At 58.7% G+C, this 16,078-nt stretch carries 15 protein-coding genes and 1 pseudogene; 11 read left to right on the top strand and 5 right to left on the bottom strand.

Translation table 11 applies throughout. The features are described from left to right. Positions 1–37 precede the first annotated feature (37 nt). Positions 38–772 (bottom strand): thioesterase II family protein, encoded by a 735-nt coding sequence (locus ACIP66_RS10055; RefSeq protein ID WP_400647574.1) that lies wholly within the window; start codon positions 770–772, stop codon positions 38–40. Between the two features lie 132 nt (positions 773–904). Here ACIP66_RS10055 and ACIP66_RS10060 point away from each other — a divergent pair, with 132 nt between their 5' ends. Further along, positions 905–2,041: a cupin-like domain-containing protein gene (locus ACIP66_RS10060; protein WP_400647577.1), complete on the top strand. Its 1,137-nt coding sequence runs from the start codon at positions 905–907 to the stop codon at positions 2,039–2,041. 195 nt (positions 2,042–2,236) lie between these two features. Here the strand turns inward: ACIP66_RS10060 and ACIP66_RS10065 are convergent, their stop codons facing one another. Next, positions 2,237–3,409 (bottom strand): MFS transporter, encoded by a 1,173-nt coding sequence (locus tag ACIP66_RS10065; RefSeq protein ID WP_400647579.1) that lies wholly within the window; start codon positions 3,407–3,409, stop codon positions 2,237–2,239. Between the two features lie 243 nt (positions 3,410–3,652). Between ACIP66_RS10065 and ACIP66_RS10070 the strand changes: the two genes are divergently transcribed. The 6 genes and pseudogenes from ACIP66_RS10070 to ACIP66_RS10095 all read left to right on the top strand — a co-directional run bounded on the left by ACIP66_RS10070 (position 3,653) and on the right by ACIP66_RS10095 (position 9,243). Further along, complete coding sequence (locus ACIP66_RS10070; RefSeq protein WP_400647582.1) at positions 3,653–4,663, top strand: hypothetical protein; 1,011 nt, start codon at positions 3,653–3,655, stop codon at positions 4,661–4,663. A 118-nt stretch (positions 4,664–4,781) separates the two neighbouring features. Next, on the top strand, positions 4,782–5,582 hold the full coding sequence (locus ACIP66_RS10075) for a glucose 1-dehydrogenase (RefSeq protein ID WP_400647584.1): 801 nt from the start codon (positions 4,782–4,784) through the stop codon (positions 5,580–5,582). Further along, the gene (locus ACIP66_RS10080) at positions 5,575–7,401 is read left to right on the top strand and encodes a glycoside hydrolase family 15 protein (protein ID WP_400647587.1); all 1,827 of its coding nucleotides are present in this window, start codon (positions 5,575–5,577) and stop codon (positions 7,399–7,401) included. Before ACIP66_RS10075 ends, ACIP66_RS10080 begins: the two co-directional genes overlap by 8 nt. A gap of 383 nt (positions 7,402–7,784) precedes the next feature. Continuing rightward, entirely contained in the window at positions 7,785–8,174 is a 390-nt protein-coding gene (locus tag ACIP66_RS10085) for a hypothetical protein (RefSeq protein ID WP_400647589.1), read from the top strand. A 12-nt stretch (positions 8,175–8,186) separates the two neighbouring features. Next, positions 8,187–8,273: pseudogene (locus tag ACIP66_RS10090) on the top strand (NAD-dependent DNA ligase); the annotation flags it as partial. 70 nt (positions 8,274–8,343) lie between these two features. Then, positions 8,344–9,243, top strand: coding sequence for an alpha/beta fold hydrolase (locus tag ACIP66_RS10095; protein ID WP_400647592.1), 900 nt, complete (start codon positions 8,344–8,346; stop codon positions 9,241–9,243). Here ACIP66_RS10095 and ACIP66_RS10100 read toward each other — a convergent pair. After that, entirely contained in the window at positions 9,212–10,195 is a 984-nt protein-coding gene (locus ACIP66_RS10100; RefSeq protein ID WP_400647595.1) for a GlxA family transcriptional regulator, read from the bottom strand. The genes ACIP66_RS10095 and ACIP66_RS10100 overlap by 32 nt on opposite strands. Positions 10,196–10,284: 89 nt before the next feature. Between ACIP66_RS10100 and inhA the strand changes: the two genes are divergently transcribed. The 4 genes from inhA (at position 10,285) to ACIP66_RS10120 (ending at position 14,513) form a co-directional block, all read left to right on the top strand. Then, a complete protein-coding gene (gene inhA / locus ACIP66_RS10105; protein ID WP_053118816.1) occupies positions 10,285–10,971 on the top strand; it encodes an isonitrile hydratase in 687 nt (228 codons plus the stop codon). Between the two features lie 202 nt (positions 10,972–11,173). Beyond that, the gene (locus ACIP66_RS10110) at positions 11,174–11,965 is read left to right on the top strand and encodes a lysostaphin resistance A-like protein (RefSeq protein WP_400647599.1); all 792 of its coding nucleotides are present in this window, start codon (positions 11,174–11,176) and stop codon (positions 11,963–11,965) included. Positions 11,966–12,067: 102 nt separating this feature from the next. Further along, complete coding sequence (locus ACIP66_RS10115; RefSeq protein ID WP_400647602.1) at positions 12,068–13,633, top strand: methyl-accepting chemotaxis protein; 1,566 nt, start codon at positions 12,068–12,070, stop codon at positions 13,631–13,633. Between the two features lie 376 nt (positions 13,634–14,009). Next, positions 14,010–14,513, top strand: coding sequence for a hypothetical protein (locus ACIP66_RS10120; RefSeq protein ID WP_400647605.1), 504 nt, complete (start codon positions 14,010–14,012; stop codon positions 14,511–14,513). Positions 14,514–14,584: 71 nt separating this feature from the next. On the opposite strand, the gene ACIP66_RS10125 is transcribed toward ACIP66_RS10120, so the two are convergent. Continuing rightward, positions 14,585–14,941 carry a DUF6124 family protein gene (locus ACIP66_RS10125; RefSeq protein WP_400647607.1) on the bottom strand — a complete coding sequence of 119 codons (357 nt, stop codon included), beginning with the start codon at positions 14,939–14,941 and terminating at the stop codon, positions 14,585–14,587. Positions 14,942–15,725: 784 nt separating this feature from the next. Further along, positions 15,726–16,078: hypothetical protein (locus ACIP66_RS10130; RefSeq protein WP_400647610.1), on the bottom strand; the 353-nt coding region annotated here is incomplete at its 5' end.

Consider the following 16,078-nt stretch of genomic DNA (forward strand, 5'->3'; position numbering starts at 1 on the left):
GCAAGCTTTGCTCCTACAGGTTTTGCGGTGAATGGGGTTAGGCAGTCGCGGCCATGGCGTGGCGGCGATGGTGTATGTCGAGCTGGTCTTTGATCACCTTGAGCACTTTGGCTTCGTGCTCATGAATGAAAAAGTGCCCGCCGGCGAGCATGTCTACGGAGAAACTGCCCGAGGTTTCCTTGCTCCAGCCGATCAATTGCTCGGTGGTGGCGCGGTCAGACTTGCCGCCGAGCACGTGCACCGGGCAGTTGAGCAGTGGGCGTTGCTGCGGCTCGAATTTGCCGCACAGCAGAAAATCGGCGCGCAGGATCGGCAGGGTCAGGCTCATCAACTCGTCATTGGCCAGCACTTCTTCGCTGGTGCCATTGAGCGTGCGCAGTTGCTCGATCAGTTCGGCGTCGGTCTTGGCGATGGCAAAGCCACGATCGTAATCGGCGCGCTGGGTCGGCGCCGCCGTGCCGGACGCGAACAACGCCACCGGCTCAGGGCAACCCAGGGCCCGCAGTGCATGGGCCATCTCACAGGCCAGCAACGCACCGAGGCTATGACCGAACAACGCATAAGGCGTCTTCAATGTTGGCTGTAACTCCCTGGCCAATTGCATCGCCAAGGCGCGCATATCGGTCTGCAGCGGCTCGTCAAAGCGCGCACCACGCCCCGGCAGCTCCACCGGTTTGAGCTGCAGCCATTGCGGCAACTTCGGTCGCCAGCGGCTATAGACCATCGCACTGGCACCGGAATACGGCAGGCACAGCAAAGTCAGCTGGGTCACCACACTTCCCTCAAAAAAATTCGTCTGTAGAGAGAAACGGTTGACTGCCCGGGCAAATTAGTCGACGCCGGCTAAATCGCCCACACAGGTGCTCGTTAACCGTTCAGATAAAACCAATAACGAGGGTTCACCGTGGATCTGCAGAGCATCCTGAGCAAACTGTTCGCCAATGCCGGCGCCGTCGGTATTGAAGGTGTTTTCCAATTCGTTTTTAACGCGCAGCAGGCTTATTGGTCTGAGGTCAAGGCCAGCAGCCGCACCGAGGCTGGCCGCCATGCGAGCCCGGACGTGACCATTGAAGTCGCGGAACAGGATTTTCTCGGGATCATGGCCGGCATGGCCAACGTCGAGGAACTGTTCGCCAGCGGTCGCCTGAAGATTGGCGGCAACATGGGGCTGGCGACGATGCTGCCGCAGATCATCGACCATGCTCGAAACGGTGGCGGTGCGGTCGCTGAAAAAGTCGACATGAACAAGCGCTACCCGACACCGCCGCGCTTCAGCGAAAAGCTCACCGCCAGCCTGCCGCCCCAGGTCAACGTCGAACGGCGTGCCCGCGAGGAGCTATCGGTGACTGAGTTCAAAAGCCGTTATTTGCCCCACGGCATTCCCGTGGTGATCAGCAACGCATTGCACGACTGGCCGCTGTTCAAACTCAGCCGCGAAGAATCGCTGGTGCATTTCGCCGAGCTGCAAGGCATCACCCGCCATGGCGATTACGTGAAGAAAACCTTCTCCACCGAACGGGATTTTCGTTCGACGTCGATGGCCGATTTCATCGCTTCGCTGGACAGTCCGGCGGTCAAAGGTGCGGACGGTGAGCCGCCCGCCTACATGGGCAACAACATCTTGCCGGCGGCGTTGATGCAGCAGATCAAGTACCCGGCCTACTTCGATGCGTCGCTGTTTATTCCGCCGCGAATCTGGATCGGGCCCAAAGGCACACTGACGCCGCTGCACCGCGACGACACCGATAATTTGTTCGCGCAGGTCTGGGGGCAGAAAACTTTCACCCTCGCTGCGCCGCATCACCGAGAAGCCCTGGGCACGTGGTCGACAGCACCGGAGGGTGGACTCGATGGCTGCGATTTCAACCCGGATGCGCCGGACTATCAGCGCTTCCCCAAGGCGCGCGACGTGACGTTTTTGCGGGTGACGCTGGAGGCTGGGGATTTGCTGTTCTTGCCGGAGGGCTGGTTCCATCAGGTGGAGTCGGTATCGACGTCGTTGTCGGTGAATTTCTGGGTGAATTCGGGGCGGGGGTGGTAACCCAACAATCCACGCCTCTTACACCGTACTTGTGGCGAGGGGATTTATCCCCGTTGGGCTGCGAAGCAGCCCCTAATCCATGCAACTCATTTTTCCAGAAGTACCGAGCCCTCTGACTTCGGGGCTGCTGCGCAGCCCAACGGGGATAAATCCCCTCGCCACAAAGGCTCCCCCAACCATCCAGAGATCGCGGGGTTATTTAAGGTGGCGATAACTTTGCACGGCTGAGCCAAGCACCACTGCGCCCGCGACAATCGCCAGCCAGAACCCGCTGCGCGCGCCAAAGGCATCCACCAGTGCGCCAGAACCCGCCGCACCAATCGCCACGCCGATACTCAACCCCGTCACCAGCCACGTCAGGCCTTCGGTCAACTTGGCCGGCGGCACGATGCGTTCAACCAAAGCCATCGCCACAATCAATGTCGGCGCGAAGAACAAACCAGCGACAAACACCGCCATGGCCAGCCCGACGATATTGCTCGCCAACAACAGCGGCAATGTCGTCACCGCCGTCGCCACGCCGCCGTACAAAAACAAGCGTGGCAGCGGCAGTTTCGAGCGCATCGCACCAAACGCGATGCCGGCCATGCACGAGCCAATCGCGTACACCGATAAGACAATGCTCGCCGCCGCCGGCTGCCCCTGCTGCTGGGCAAACGCGACGCTGACCACATCGACCACGCCGACGATGATGCCCATGGCGATCATCAGCGCCAGCAACAATTGAATGTCGGTCGAGCGAATGATCGAACCCTGATGCTGCAACTCACGCGGATGCACCGCCGGTTCAGTGCTGCGCTGGGCGACGAACGCCGTGACACCAATCGCCAGCGCCAACAACGCGGCCAAAGGACCGGCCTCGGGGAAGACCGCGACGCACAGACCAACTGAAAGCGGCGGACCGACGATAAAACACACCTCATCCAGCACCGACTCCAGCGCGTACGCCGTCTGCAATTGCGGCTGACCGCGATAGATCTCGGTCCAGCGCGCCCGCACCATCGCCGACATGCTCGGCATGCAACCGGCCAGCGCGGCAAACACAAACAGCGTCCAGACCGGCGCCTGCAACCGCGTGCACAGCAACAACAACAAAAGCGCCCCGCCACCGATCAACGCCGACACCGGCAGGATCCGCCGCTGACCAAAACGGTCAACCAGCCGCGACACCTGCGGCGCGCAAAACGCCGTGGCCAAGGCAAACGTCGCCGCCACGCCACCGGCCAGCGCATAACCACCCTTCAACTGCGAAAGCATGGTGATCACGCCGATGCCCGTCATGGAAATCGGCATGCGCGCGATCATCCCGGCCAGGACAAAATTTCGAGCGCCGGGGGCGTTGAACAATTCGCGGTAGGGGTTTGCCATCGGTTACAGCCTCATCAAGGGCCGCCAAGTTGCCATAGGGTCGGGTGGCGTGGAAGTGGGGAATTGTTGGTGGAATGTGAAGGCTTTGCAGCTCATCCCGAGCGCCGTTGGCACCTCGACCATTCGTCGCAAAATCGTGCGCACCTGTCAGGTCTGACAGGTGCGCTTCTCGGGCAAAAAGCGCTTTTATAAACGCTGCTCAATGACAACGACTGATCGCTTTCACCGCCGAAGGAGTTCGCCATGAATCAGTCCACGAACACAGCTCTATCGCGCGCCGCCGTACCGCCCTTTGTTGTCCGCACACTTGTTTGCCCGCCCCCGACACGCATTGATGAAGCGCTGGGCCGGGACGTCAACAAGCGTCTGATGGCATGGATAAAGCGCATAGGTATCTTTGCCGGCAAACAGGAAAAAATTTGCGCGAGCGACTTTGGGCGCTACGCAATGTTGTGTCATGCAGACACCGATGATCCCGACAGATTGCTACTGGCAGCGCAATGTTTCGCGGCGTTGTTCGCGGTGGACGATCATTATTGCGACGATCAATCGTTGGGTGGCTGCCCCGAAAAAGTCGCCGAGAAGTTGTCATTTGCCGTCACCGGAATAGACCCGGTCTACTTGCCTCCCCCCTACAAAAAAGAACTCCTGCAACAGCAAAGGAACGATCCCGTGTTGAGAGGATTGCTCGCGTACATGAAGCGGGTTGCACACTTCTGCACACCCTCGCAGGTCGCCCGCGTGCGACAAATCACCATCGCCATGTTTGTCGCCATGGCGGCCGAGGGGCCGTGGCGTCTCTATGGCACAAAGCCAACCATCGCCGAATATCTGGCCAGCCGGCAGGTCAACAGTTTTTGGCCTTGTCAGGTGCTGATCGATCCCATCGGCGGCTATGAGGTGCCGGCCAATGTCTACGCCAAGCCAGAGATGCAACGCGTTTGCGCACTGGCGTCCCTCGCCACCACGCTGCTCAACGACTTGTATTCGGCTTACAAAGAACACCTCAACGAAACGGGCGATTTCAAACTGCCCTACTTGCTGGCGGCCAAACATGACTGCTCGCTGCAGGAAGCCATCGACAAAACTGCGGATATTCATGATGCGGTCATGCGCGAATACGTGGCGCTGGAACAACGGCTACTGAAAGGAGCCGACCCTTTAGTGCGGCGTTACCTGACAGGTTTGACCACGTGGATTGCGGGCAACCAGGAATGGCATAAACACAGCGCGCGGTATCGTATTCAGGCGTGAGGAAGGTCAAAAGTCCTGTAGGAGCTGCGGCACGCTGCGATCTTTTGATCTCGCCTCTGAACTCTCAACGCCCCAGACCAGTCAGCTAAATAGGCCCTCACTCAAGGCGCGCCATCGCATGCACATCTCCATCACCGGACAAGTAGCCCTGATCACCGGCGCCAGCTCCGGCATCGGCCACGCTGCCGCCAAAGCCCTCGCCGCTGCCGGTGCTGCGGTGGTCATCAATTACAACCGTCAATCAGAGCCCGCTGAAGCACTGGCCCGGCAGATCATCGCCGACGGCGGTCAGGCGCTGGCCATCGGTGCTGATGTTTCCAAGGAAGCCGATGTCGAACGACTATTCGCCCAAACCCTCGATGCCTTCGGCTCGCTGGACATTCTGATCGCCAACTCCGGGATGCAGAAAGACGCGCCGGCGGTGGATATGTCGCTGGACGACTGGAACGCGGTGATTGGCGTCAACCTCACCGGGCAGTTCCTCTGCGCCCGCGCCGCGCTGCGGATTTTCAATCGTCAGGGCGTCCGCGAAGGGGTCTCCCGCGCCGCCGGCAAGATCATCCACATGAGTTCGGTGCACCAACGCATTCCTTGGGCCGGCCACGTCAATTACGCGGCGTCCAAGGGTGGCGTCGATCAGTTGATGCAAACCCTCGCGCAGGAAGTCAGCCATCAACGCATTCGCATCAACGGCATCGCGCCGGGGGCGATTCGCACGCCGATCAATGCCGCCGCGACGACCGGCGATGCTGAACAAGAGCTGCTTAAACTGATTCCTTACGGCCGTATCGGTGATGTCGAAGACGTCGCCAACGCGGTGGTTTTCCTCGCGTCCGACGCCTCCGATTACATCGTTGGCACCACCCTGTTTATCGACGGCGGCATGAGCCTCTATCCGGAGTTTCGCGGCAATGGCTGAGCATCACCAAGAACGACAAAGCCCCATCGACGCCCACGGCATCATCGGCGACATGCGCAGTGCAGCGCTGGTTAACGATCGCGGCAGCGTGGATTTTTTCTGCTGGCCGGAGTTCGACAGTCCGTCGATTTTCTGTTCATTGCTGGACACGCCGGAAGCGGGGATTTTCCAGATCACGCCGGACTTGCCCGATGCGCGACGCGAGCAAATTTACCTGCCCGACACCAACGTTTTGCAAACCCGTTGGCTGAGCGAACGTGCGGTGGTTGAAGTCACCGACCTGCTGCCGGTGGGTGACAGCGAGGATGATTTACCGGTGCTTATCCGTCGGGTTCGCGTAGTCAGCGGCGAAGCGACTTTTCACGTGCGCTGCGCGGTGCGCCACGATTACGCGCGGGCCGACACGCGTGCACGGATGGACGAGCAAACGGTGATTTTCAGCGCCGAAGGTCAGCCGTCACTGCGCCTGGCCTCGGATCAAGCGCTGCAGATAGACACCAATGCAGCGGTCGCTTCATTCACCTTGAAGCAAGATCAAACCGCCGCATTCCTGCTCGGTGGCGAAGACGATCCACGCTTCGAGGAAGGCGCCGCGCAACTGTGCATGGAGCGCACGCTGAAGTTCTGGCGCGACTGGCTTGGCCAGTCGATCTATCGCGGGCGCTGGCGAGAAATAGTCAACCGCTCGGCCCTCGCGCTCAAGCTGCTGACCTCGCGCAAACACGGCGCCATCCTCGCTGCTGCGACCTTCGGCCTGCCGGAAACACCGGGCGGCGAGCGCAATTGGGACTACCGCTACACGTGGATCCGCGATGCTTCGTTTACGGTCTACGCGTTCATGCGACTGGGCTTCGTCGGCGAAGCCAACGCCTACATGGGCTGGCTGCGCGGACGGGTCAGCGATTGCCACGGGCAACCGATGAAACTCAACATTTTGTATGCCATCGATGGGCAACAGGAATTGCCGGAAACCGAACTGGATCATCTGTCCGGGCACGGCGGCGCAAAACCGGTGCGTATCGGCAATGGCGCTTACGATCAGATCCAGCTCGACATCTTTGGCGAGCTGATGGACGCGGTGTATCTGGTTAACAAGTACGGTGACGCGATTTCCCACGAAGGCTGGAAGCATGTGCGCGAAGTGGTCGATCAGGTCTGCGAAACCTGGCAGACCACCGATGTCGGCATCTGGGAAATGCGCGGCGAACAGCACCACTTTCTGCATTCACGATTGATGTGCTGGGTGGCGCTGGATCGGGCAATTCGTCTCGCCTCGAAACGCTCGCTGCCGGCACCGTTCGCGCAATGGGATCAGACCCGGCAGGCGATTTACGCCGACATCTGGGACAACTTCTGGGACGAAGAGCGCGGTCATTTTGTCCAATACAAGGGCGGCACCGCGCTCGACGGCTCGATGCTGTTGATGCCGCTGGTGCGTTTCGTCAGTGCCAAGGATCCGCGCTGGTTGTCGACCCTTGAAGCGATTGAAAAACATCTGGTGCGCGACGGCATGGTTTATCGCTATCGCAACGATGACGCCAATATTGATGGACTGTCCGGCACCGAAGGCGCGTTCGCCGCGTGCTCATTCTGGTACGTCGAATGCCTCGCCCGCGCCGGGCAGGTGGAAAAGGCGCACCTGGAATTTGAACAATTGCTGAGATACGCCAATCCGTTGGGGCTGTACGCCGAAGAATTCGACAGCCACGGGCGGCATCTGGGCAACACGCCGCAAGCGCTGACGCATCTGGCGTTGATCAGTGCGGCGAGTTTTCTGGATCGCAAATTGAATGGGGAAAAGAGTGAGTGGCAGCCGTGATGTTCGACGGGGGCTGTAGGAAATACCCCACGAGCACACGGATTTGTAGGACTGATACCGACATTTAATCAGCCAATACAAATCCCCTGTGGCGAGGGGATTTATCCCCGATGGGCTGCAAAGCAGCCCCAAAACCCTCCAACTCATTCCCCCAGAAGTACCGAGTTGCCTGACTTTGGGGCTGCTGCGCAGCCCATCGGGGATAAATCCCCTCGCCACAGTTTGAGCCAGCCCACGGACTACAGCCGTTCAACATTGCCTCCCCCACACACCGCACTCACACCCTGAAATACCCTGTTGCCAGCCGTTACATCCCCCCCTACCATCAAACCCAACGGGCACAGCGGAGCTGTCCAACAAAACCCGAATTTCAAGGAACCGGAATGACCCAACACGTCCAGCGCCCCATCAGCTCGCCGCTGCGCAGCGGCCTGACCCGCACCCAACTCTGGGAAGACGCCGACAAAGGCCTGATCAAATGCTGGGAAATCGGCCGCCAGCGCGCCACGCGCTTCCCCGACCTCGCCGACAAATGCCTCGCCAACGAACTGCCGGTACTCGGCTGGAAAGGAGGCGTCAGCCGCAGCCTGAAAAAACTCGAAAAATTCGGCTCACTGAAATACCTCGCACAGTGGCAAGGCTTGCGTGGGGAGGATCTGGATATTGATCTGGGTGAGGAACGCGCACTGACGTGCTCGCGGACGAAAATGGTGGTGACGTTTACGCCGGATCGGACGAAGTATTTCAATCAGGTGGCGGAAACTGAGGCTTAAGGAGAAGCATCGATGGTCGATTTACATCAGGAATTTCAAAACAGCCGTTTCTTTCACGAAGCGCGGATCGACAGGCGTTCGGCGGATGCGCTGGCCGGGCGGCGTGCCGATCGCCATCATCAGTGAAGATCATTGGCAGAAGGTGCTGTTCGGATAACAGGAGCCCGGGATGAGTGGAAAAGCGATTCTGTTGTGCAAAACCGCCAGCCTGACCATTGCCTATGAGGTGCATGGCCCGGAAACCGGTGTACCGGTGATCCTGCTTCACGGCTTCCCCTATTCCCCTCGCGCTTACGACGAGATCGCGCCGCTCCTCGCCGCTCAGGGTTACCGAGTCATCGTTCCGTACCTGCGCGGTTACGGGCCGACTCGCTTCAACGATGCAAAAACACTGCGCTCAGGCCAGCAAGCCGCACTCGCTCAGGATTTGCTGGATTTGATGGATGCACTCTCCATCGAACAAGCCACGCTCTGCGGTTATGACTGGGGTGGTCGCGCGGCATGCATCGTCGCGGCGTTATTTCCGGAACGGGTGCGCGGCCTAGTGACCGGTGATGGCTACAACCTGCAGGACATCCCCAACTCGATTCGACCGCTGGATCCCAAGACCGAACATCGGCTCTGGTATCAGTATTACTTTCACACGCCACGTGGCGTTGAAGGCCTGAAGCAAAATCGTCGGGAGTTTTGTGAATTGCTATGGAAGCTGTGGTCACCGACCTGGTCGCGCAGCGCCGAGCGTTATCCCCTGAGTGCGCCAACCTTCGACAACCCTGATTTCGTTGACGTGGTGATCCACTCCTATCGCCATCGCTTTATGTATGTCGCGGGAGATTCGGCGCTTGAGTCGATGGAAGATTTGCTGACTCGACAACCGGCCATTAGCGTACCGAGCATTTCTTTGTGCGGTGCCGACGACGGTGTCGGCCCTGCACCACAAGAGGATGAAGACGCGGAGCATTTCTCTGGTTTTTATGAGCGGCGCGTGTTGTCCGGTGTCGGGCATAACATTCCCGAAGAAGCCCCCGAACAAACCCTTAAGGCATTACTGGATCTGTTGCAGCACTGACCGAAAATCGCTCGCGATAGGCCTGCGGCGTCACGCCGATGGCGCGCAGGAAACTGCGGCGCAATGTCTCTTCACTGCCAAACCCGCAATTGGCGGCGATGCGTTTGACCGGCAAACCGGTGTCACTGAGCAAGCGCCGCGCCGTCTCGACGCGGATCAATTCGATCGCGCGCGCCGGGGTCTGGCCGGTGTCGGCGCGGTAGTGGCGGACGAAGCTGCGTTCGCTCATCCCGGCTTGCTCGGCGAGGGTCGGGATGCCGAGGTCGCAGGTGAGGTTTTCGGCGATCCACGCGTGCATTTCATCAAAACGATTGCCCTGATTTTGCAGCGACAAGGTCACGCTGAATTGCGATTGCCCACCGGGTCGTTTGAGGAACACCACCAGATGCCGGGCGACGTCCAGGGCGATGTCGCTACCGAGATCTTCTTCGACCATTGCCAGTGCCAGGTCGATGCCGGCGGTGACACCGGCGGACGTCCAAACGGGGCCGTCGTTGATGAAGATCGGATTGGCCTCGACTTGCAGTTTCGGATGTTGCTGGGCCAATTGTTCACAACGAGTCCAGTGCGTAACCACGCGGCGACCGTCAAGCCAGCCACTCGCCGCCAGCAGAAACGCGCCGGTACATACCGAGGCAACCCGCCGGCATTTCGCCGCATGCTCGCGCACCCAATCCACCAGCGGCACGTCTTCGGCCGCAGGATAAATGCCCCAGCCACCGGCGATGATCAACGTGTCGCTCGCCTCTTGCGGCAATGGTTCGGCCAACACCGCCAGCCCCGCCGACGACATCACCGCCCCGCCGCCGCTGGCGATCACCGTTGGTGCATAGGGAATCGGCAAGCCGCGCTGGCGGGCGATGTCGTTGGCCGAGGCGAACACTTGCAAAGGCCCGGTAACGTCGAGGATCTGCATGTTGGCAAACGCGAGTACGTGGATGGATTTGGGCATTTGGCGTAATTCGTGGGGTTATTGGCGTATGCGCCAGAACCTACGCGCCTACAGTGAAGCCGTCCACCCCTTTTCATGGAGCAAGAACGATGACGCTGCAGATCGGTTTTCTGTTGTTTCCGCAGGTTCAGCAACTCGACCTGACCGGGCCTTATGACGTGCTCGCCTCGCTGCCGGACGTGCAGGTGCATCTGATCTGGAAGGATCTGATGCCGGTCACCGCCAGCACCGGTTTGCTGCTGAAACCGACCACGACATTTGAAGATTGCCCGGATCTGGATGTGATTTGTGTGCCGGGTGGTGGCGGTGTCGGCGTGTTGATGGAGGATGAAGCGACGCTGGATTTCATCAAGCGACAGGCTGCTCAGGCGAAATACGTCACGTCGGTGTGCACCGGGTCGCTGGTGCTGGGGGCGGCGGGATTGTTGAAGGGTAAACGCGCGACCACGCACTGGGCGTATCACGATCTGCTGCCGACGCTGGGGGCGATTGCGGTGAAGGATCGCGTGGTGCGTGACGGTAATTTGTTTACCGGCGGCGGCATTACGGCGGGGATCGATTTTGCCTTGGTGTTGGCGGCGGAACTGGTGGGTGCGGATACCGCGCAACTGGTGCAGTTGCAGCTGGAATATGCGCCGGCGCCGCCGTTTGACTCGGGCAGCCCGGAGACGGCACCGAGCGCTGTTGTCGATGAGGCCCGCCTGCGTGCTGCGCCTTCGTTGAAATTGCGCACGGAAATTACCGAGCGTGCGGCGGCGAAACTCAACTTGCGCTGATCCCTAACCCTACACTAATCCCTGTAGGAGCTGCCGAAGGCTGCGATCTTTTGATCTTGATCTTGAAAAGCCAAAATCAAAAGATCGCAGCCTTCGGCAGCTCCTACAGGTTGTGTGTCCGGTTTGCCGCCACACCTTCACTTGTCCCCACGCCCTCCCCCGTGTAGAAAGCCTTTCCACAAAATGTGCACAAGGACTTTCGATGAAGGCTTTGCCATGGCTCTATCTGGCCCTTCTCAGCCTCGGCTACGGTTTGGCGTTGAGCCACGGCCAGCTCGGCTGGTTGGCGTTGATCTCGCTTGGGCTACTGATGTTCGCGGGCTTCGCTGTGCGCCAGCAACAGGTGCCGGTCGGGCGGTTTCTCGGTCACGGTCTGTTCATCGTGCTGGCGTTAGCGCTGGCGCTGCACTGGTTGCCGGGCTTCTCCAGCGCGCGGGTTATCGATCCGCAACGCTTCACCGATGATGCCGTGCCATTCGCGATGTACCTCAATCTCGACAAACCGCTGATTGGTTTCTGGCTATTGCTGGTCTGCCCGTGGATTGTCGCGCGACGCTCGTTGCGACTGACGGTCTACGCCACCGTCGTCGCCCTGACCTTGAGCGTGATCCTCGCCCTCGGCGGCGCGGTATTGCTCGGCGTGATCGCGTGGGCGCCGAAGTGGCCCGATCAGGCCTGGCTATGGGTGCTGAACAATCTGCTGCTGGTGACGCTGGTCGAGGAAGCGCTGTTTCGCGGCTATATACAGGGCGGTCTCAGCCGTCGTTTCAAAAACCTGCCTTACGGCGAAAACCTCGCCCTACTGCTCGCCTCGTTGATTTTCGGCCTGGTGCATGTGGGTGCCGGTTGGCAGTGGGTGTTGCTCGCGAGTCTGGCCGGTGTCGGTTATGGCCTGGCCTACCGTTTCGGCGGACTGGGCGCGGCGATTGCCACGCATTTCGGCCTGAATCTGCTGCACTTTGCGCTGTTCACCTATCCGATGCTCGCCGGTTGAAGCAATGGCCGTTTTGCGACGCCATTCTTGAATCTGAAAAATAATTTCAATAAAACGCCGCGACCGCCGACAACCTTTCAAAGCCTTGCGGATTGAAAAGCCATGCGTAATAACCAGCCCATCACACAACGCGAACGGACGTTCCCGGCTCAGCAGCGGTTGATTTCCACAACCGACGCCAAGGGCGTGATCACCTACTGCAACGACGCTTTCGTTGAAATCAGCGGGTTTTCGCGTGAAGAACTGATCCGTGCGCCGCACAACCTGGTCCGTCACCCCGACGTCCCGGCCGCGGTGTTTTCGCACATGTGGGGCACATTGAAACAAGGCTTGCCATGGATGGGCATTGTCAAGAATCGCTGCAAGACCGGTGACCATTACTGGGTTAACGCCTACGTGACACCGGTGTTCGACGGCAATCAGGTGGTCGGTTACGAGTCGGTGCGGATCAAACCCACCGCCGAACAGATCCGCCGCGCCGAAGCACTCTATCAACGCATCAACCAGGGCAAGTCGGCGATTCCTTCCAGCGATAAATGGCTACCGGTGCTGCAAGACTGGTTGCCGTTCATTCTGATCAGCCAACTGAGCTTCGTGATCGGCGCGACCCTCAATTCGCACTGGGGCTTCGCCCTCGCCGCCGGTTTGTCGGTGCCGCTGGGCCTGATGGGTCTGCAATGGCAGCAGCGTGGGCTCAAGCGCCTGCTGCGTCTGGCCGAACAGACCACGTCCGACCCGCTGATCGCACAGATGTACACCGACAGCCGTGGCGCGCAGGCGCGTCTGGAAATGTCGATCCTCAGCCAGGAAGCACGTCTGAAAACCTGCCTGACCCGCTTGCAGGACACCGCCGAACACCTGACCGATCAGGCCAAACAGTCCGACGTCCTCGCGCACAACAGCTCCAGCGGTCTGGAACGTCAACGCGTGGAAACCGAACAAGTCGCCACCGCCGTTAACCAAATGGCCGCGACCACGCAAGAAGTCGCGAGCCACGTGCAGCGCACGGCTGACGCGACGCAGGAAGCCAATCGCCTGACCGGTCGTGGTCGTGACATCGCCGGGGAAACCCGCGAAGCCATTCAGCGCTTGTCGGTAGTTGTCGGCGAAACCGGCCTGACCGTCACCCAACTGGCCAAGGACAGCGACGAAATCGGCGGCGTGGTTGATGTGATCAAAGGCATCGCCGATCAGACCAACCTGCTGGCGCTCAACGCCGCGATTGAAGCCGCACGTGCTGGTGAGATGGGCCGTGGTTTTGCCGTGGTGGCAGACGAAGTGCGTCAACTGGCGCAACGCACCAGCGAATCGACCGGGCAGATTCACGCCCTGATCGCCAAGTTGCAGCAGACCGCGTCCAGCGCCGTGCAAACCATGGAAGCCGGGCATCGCCAGGCCGAAGAAGGTGTGGCGCGGGTATTGGAAGCGGATCAGGCATTGGTCGGGATCAGTGAAGCGGTGGCCAACATCACCGACATGACCACGCAGATTGCAGCGGCGACGGAAGAGCAAAGTGCGGTGGCGGAAGAGATCAGCCGCAACATCAGCAACATTTCGGAACTGGCGGATCAGACGTCGGAACAGGCGCACAACTCGGCATTGTTGAGTGAAGAGCTGACGAAGACGGCGAATACGCAATACTCGTTGGTGGAGCGGTTTAACCGCTGATTGATTGGTTGAAAACAAAAACCCGGATGGCGAGAGCTTCCGGGTTTTTTGTTGTGTCGAATTCCCCCCCCCCAAAGGACGATGGAAAAGGGAGCCGATCTGTGTGCATTTCTGAATTTGAGTACGGCTCGGCATCTCAAGTCGGCGCACCTCGCACATTCACCTCGGTCAGTCCCCTCTCCCTCGGGGAGTGGTTAGGGTGAAGGCTGTCATGGCCAGCGTCCAAAAAATGACAGACAGCGAGCAGTTGATTCAGACCTTCGCGACCTTGTCTAGCTGTCAGGTCTTACAGTAGACGCCTTGCACCAGAAGAACATCATGAACAGGCAGGCTGAACAGCCTGTCTTTCATCCATGTTCACGAGAAGGATTTCACTATGAGCGCACAGAGCGTTTTCATTCCGAAGCAAAAAAATATTGTGGCAACCACTGAAGACTTCCATTGGAGCCTGGGATCAGAACCAATCTATGCAGAGGCCGCTGTGGCTCACTACAGCAAATATGAAGTGACGGGCGAAGAAAGCTGGGTTTTCTTCGCCAGCATCGGCTCGGACGAGGAAAAGAACTACTTCAGTTTTCTTTTGAGCGTTCCCTACCTCGATCAGGATCTTATGGAGTACACCTACAAACTGGGCGCCGACGACAGATTTCATGTTTCCCACAGTCACTGGATTCCGGCGCCTCCCGGGTTTTCCGGTGTCCGGGTGGTCAAGGCGGATAATGCGGAACTGACAATCAGACTGAATCGAGCAAAACGAACGGTGACAGGTGACTTCGTTGCCACCTTTAAATCTGAAGGTTACCGTTTGGCACCCAGTGGCCACTTCGAATTGACGCTGCTGCATCCGGAATTTCTTCACATCCGCGCGCAAGACACTTAACCAATGCCCGCGATGCGTTTAGAGGACAGCGCTGCGCAGAAGTCATACTCCTGCGCAGCGATTGTCGACAGTTAATCGCGTGGCACAACGTTTTCAAGTGCCTGATTGACCGCCAACTCCCCCAGCATCACAACCTGCGCAATGCCCAACAGCGTATTGCGGCTGGGGCCTTCCAACATCCCGGCGAAGTCACCGAGCATGACCGTGGCCGAGGCCAATGACTCACAGGCATTCGCCAATAAGGATTCGGTGTCGGTTTGCGGATTAACCATGAACATGCTGCTGGGACTATAAGGCGTGGCCATGATCTGCGCGGGTGCGAGGTAATGGTCGAGGGCGCGTTCGGCGGCGGCGTGGAGCTTCCTTGAATCGAACGATTCGTACGGTGAAGCCGGATCTGTGACCGGCGGTTTTGTGGTTTCGGACATAAGCTGAAACTCCTCGAAGCACTGCGAAAAAATGACACCGTGTAGGAGCTGCCGCAGGCTGCGATCTTTTGATCGGCTTTTGATTGTTAAAGAGCAGATCAAAAGATCGCAGCCTGCGGCGGCAGCTCCTACAAGGGATCGTGGCGGGATCGCTAGTGCGGCAAGCGGCGACCATCCAGGACTCGATTGACCATGAGCTCACTGAGGATGAAACTCCAATTCGAAAAATGAGAGCCATCACCCTCGCTACCAAACGGCGGGTGGCGGCCATGCGCGGGTTGGTAGACCGGTCGAATTGGGAAACCCGGCGCTCACGAATGAGCCCCACGCATGTCCACCATACAAAGCGACGCTCAAAAAAGAGACCGCATTGGAGGTGTCGCAATATCCACAACTCAAAACGGGCTACCAAACCCGATCACTGTTTTTCAGTGACAGGGAAACCATATAACCCGGCCTATAGTCGTGTATGCCGGCGGATTCTGAGGTACGCGTAGGTAACGGCGCAAGGCGTTGTAGGGCTTGTGGCGTAACGGTTTGTGTAATTTAAACATCTGTCAGCAATCATGTTTAACAATGCGAAATGCCGAAAAATGTTCAACCCGTTTTCTGAAACGATTAAACAAAATCGCTCAACCTGAAAATGCATCCCGCGCCATCGCAGCCATCAAAGGACGATATTCCAGTGCCTACACATCTGCGCTCCATGTCCTACAACTCGATCAGAATCCGCCGACTTGCCCATCTCTGAGCAGGGTTCTACTGTTTGCCGCTCAAAATTAATTCACATAAGCTGGTCAGCATGAATACACATCCTTCGGAGGCTCCGATGGCCACCACCCGAAAAACCGACAAACCCAACAAAAAAGATGTCCGTGATGAACTGACATTCCTTGATGTTCGGCAAGCCGCGCGTGATGGGCAGAAAGTGTTCGATAAATTTGTGATTACTGGCAGGCTGCGATTTTTTTGATTTTGAAGAACCACACAGCGAAGGCTTCCGGTTCTTTATTGCTTGGCTGAAATTGATAGTGCCAGGCAGACCGCTTTCGCGAGCAAGCCCGCTTGTATGGTAGGACTCGAAGGGGTGGGTGGGACCAAAAGCCAGCTTCTGACTGTTAGCCCAGTACAGACTGT

Source organism: Pseudomonas sp. NPDC088429, assembly GCF_044753305.1.
GTDB lineage: Bacteria > Pseudomonadota > Gammaproteobacteria > Pseudomonadales > Pseudomonadaceae > Aquipseudomonas > Aquipseudomonas rustica.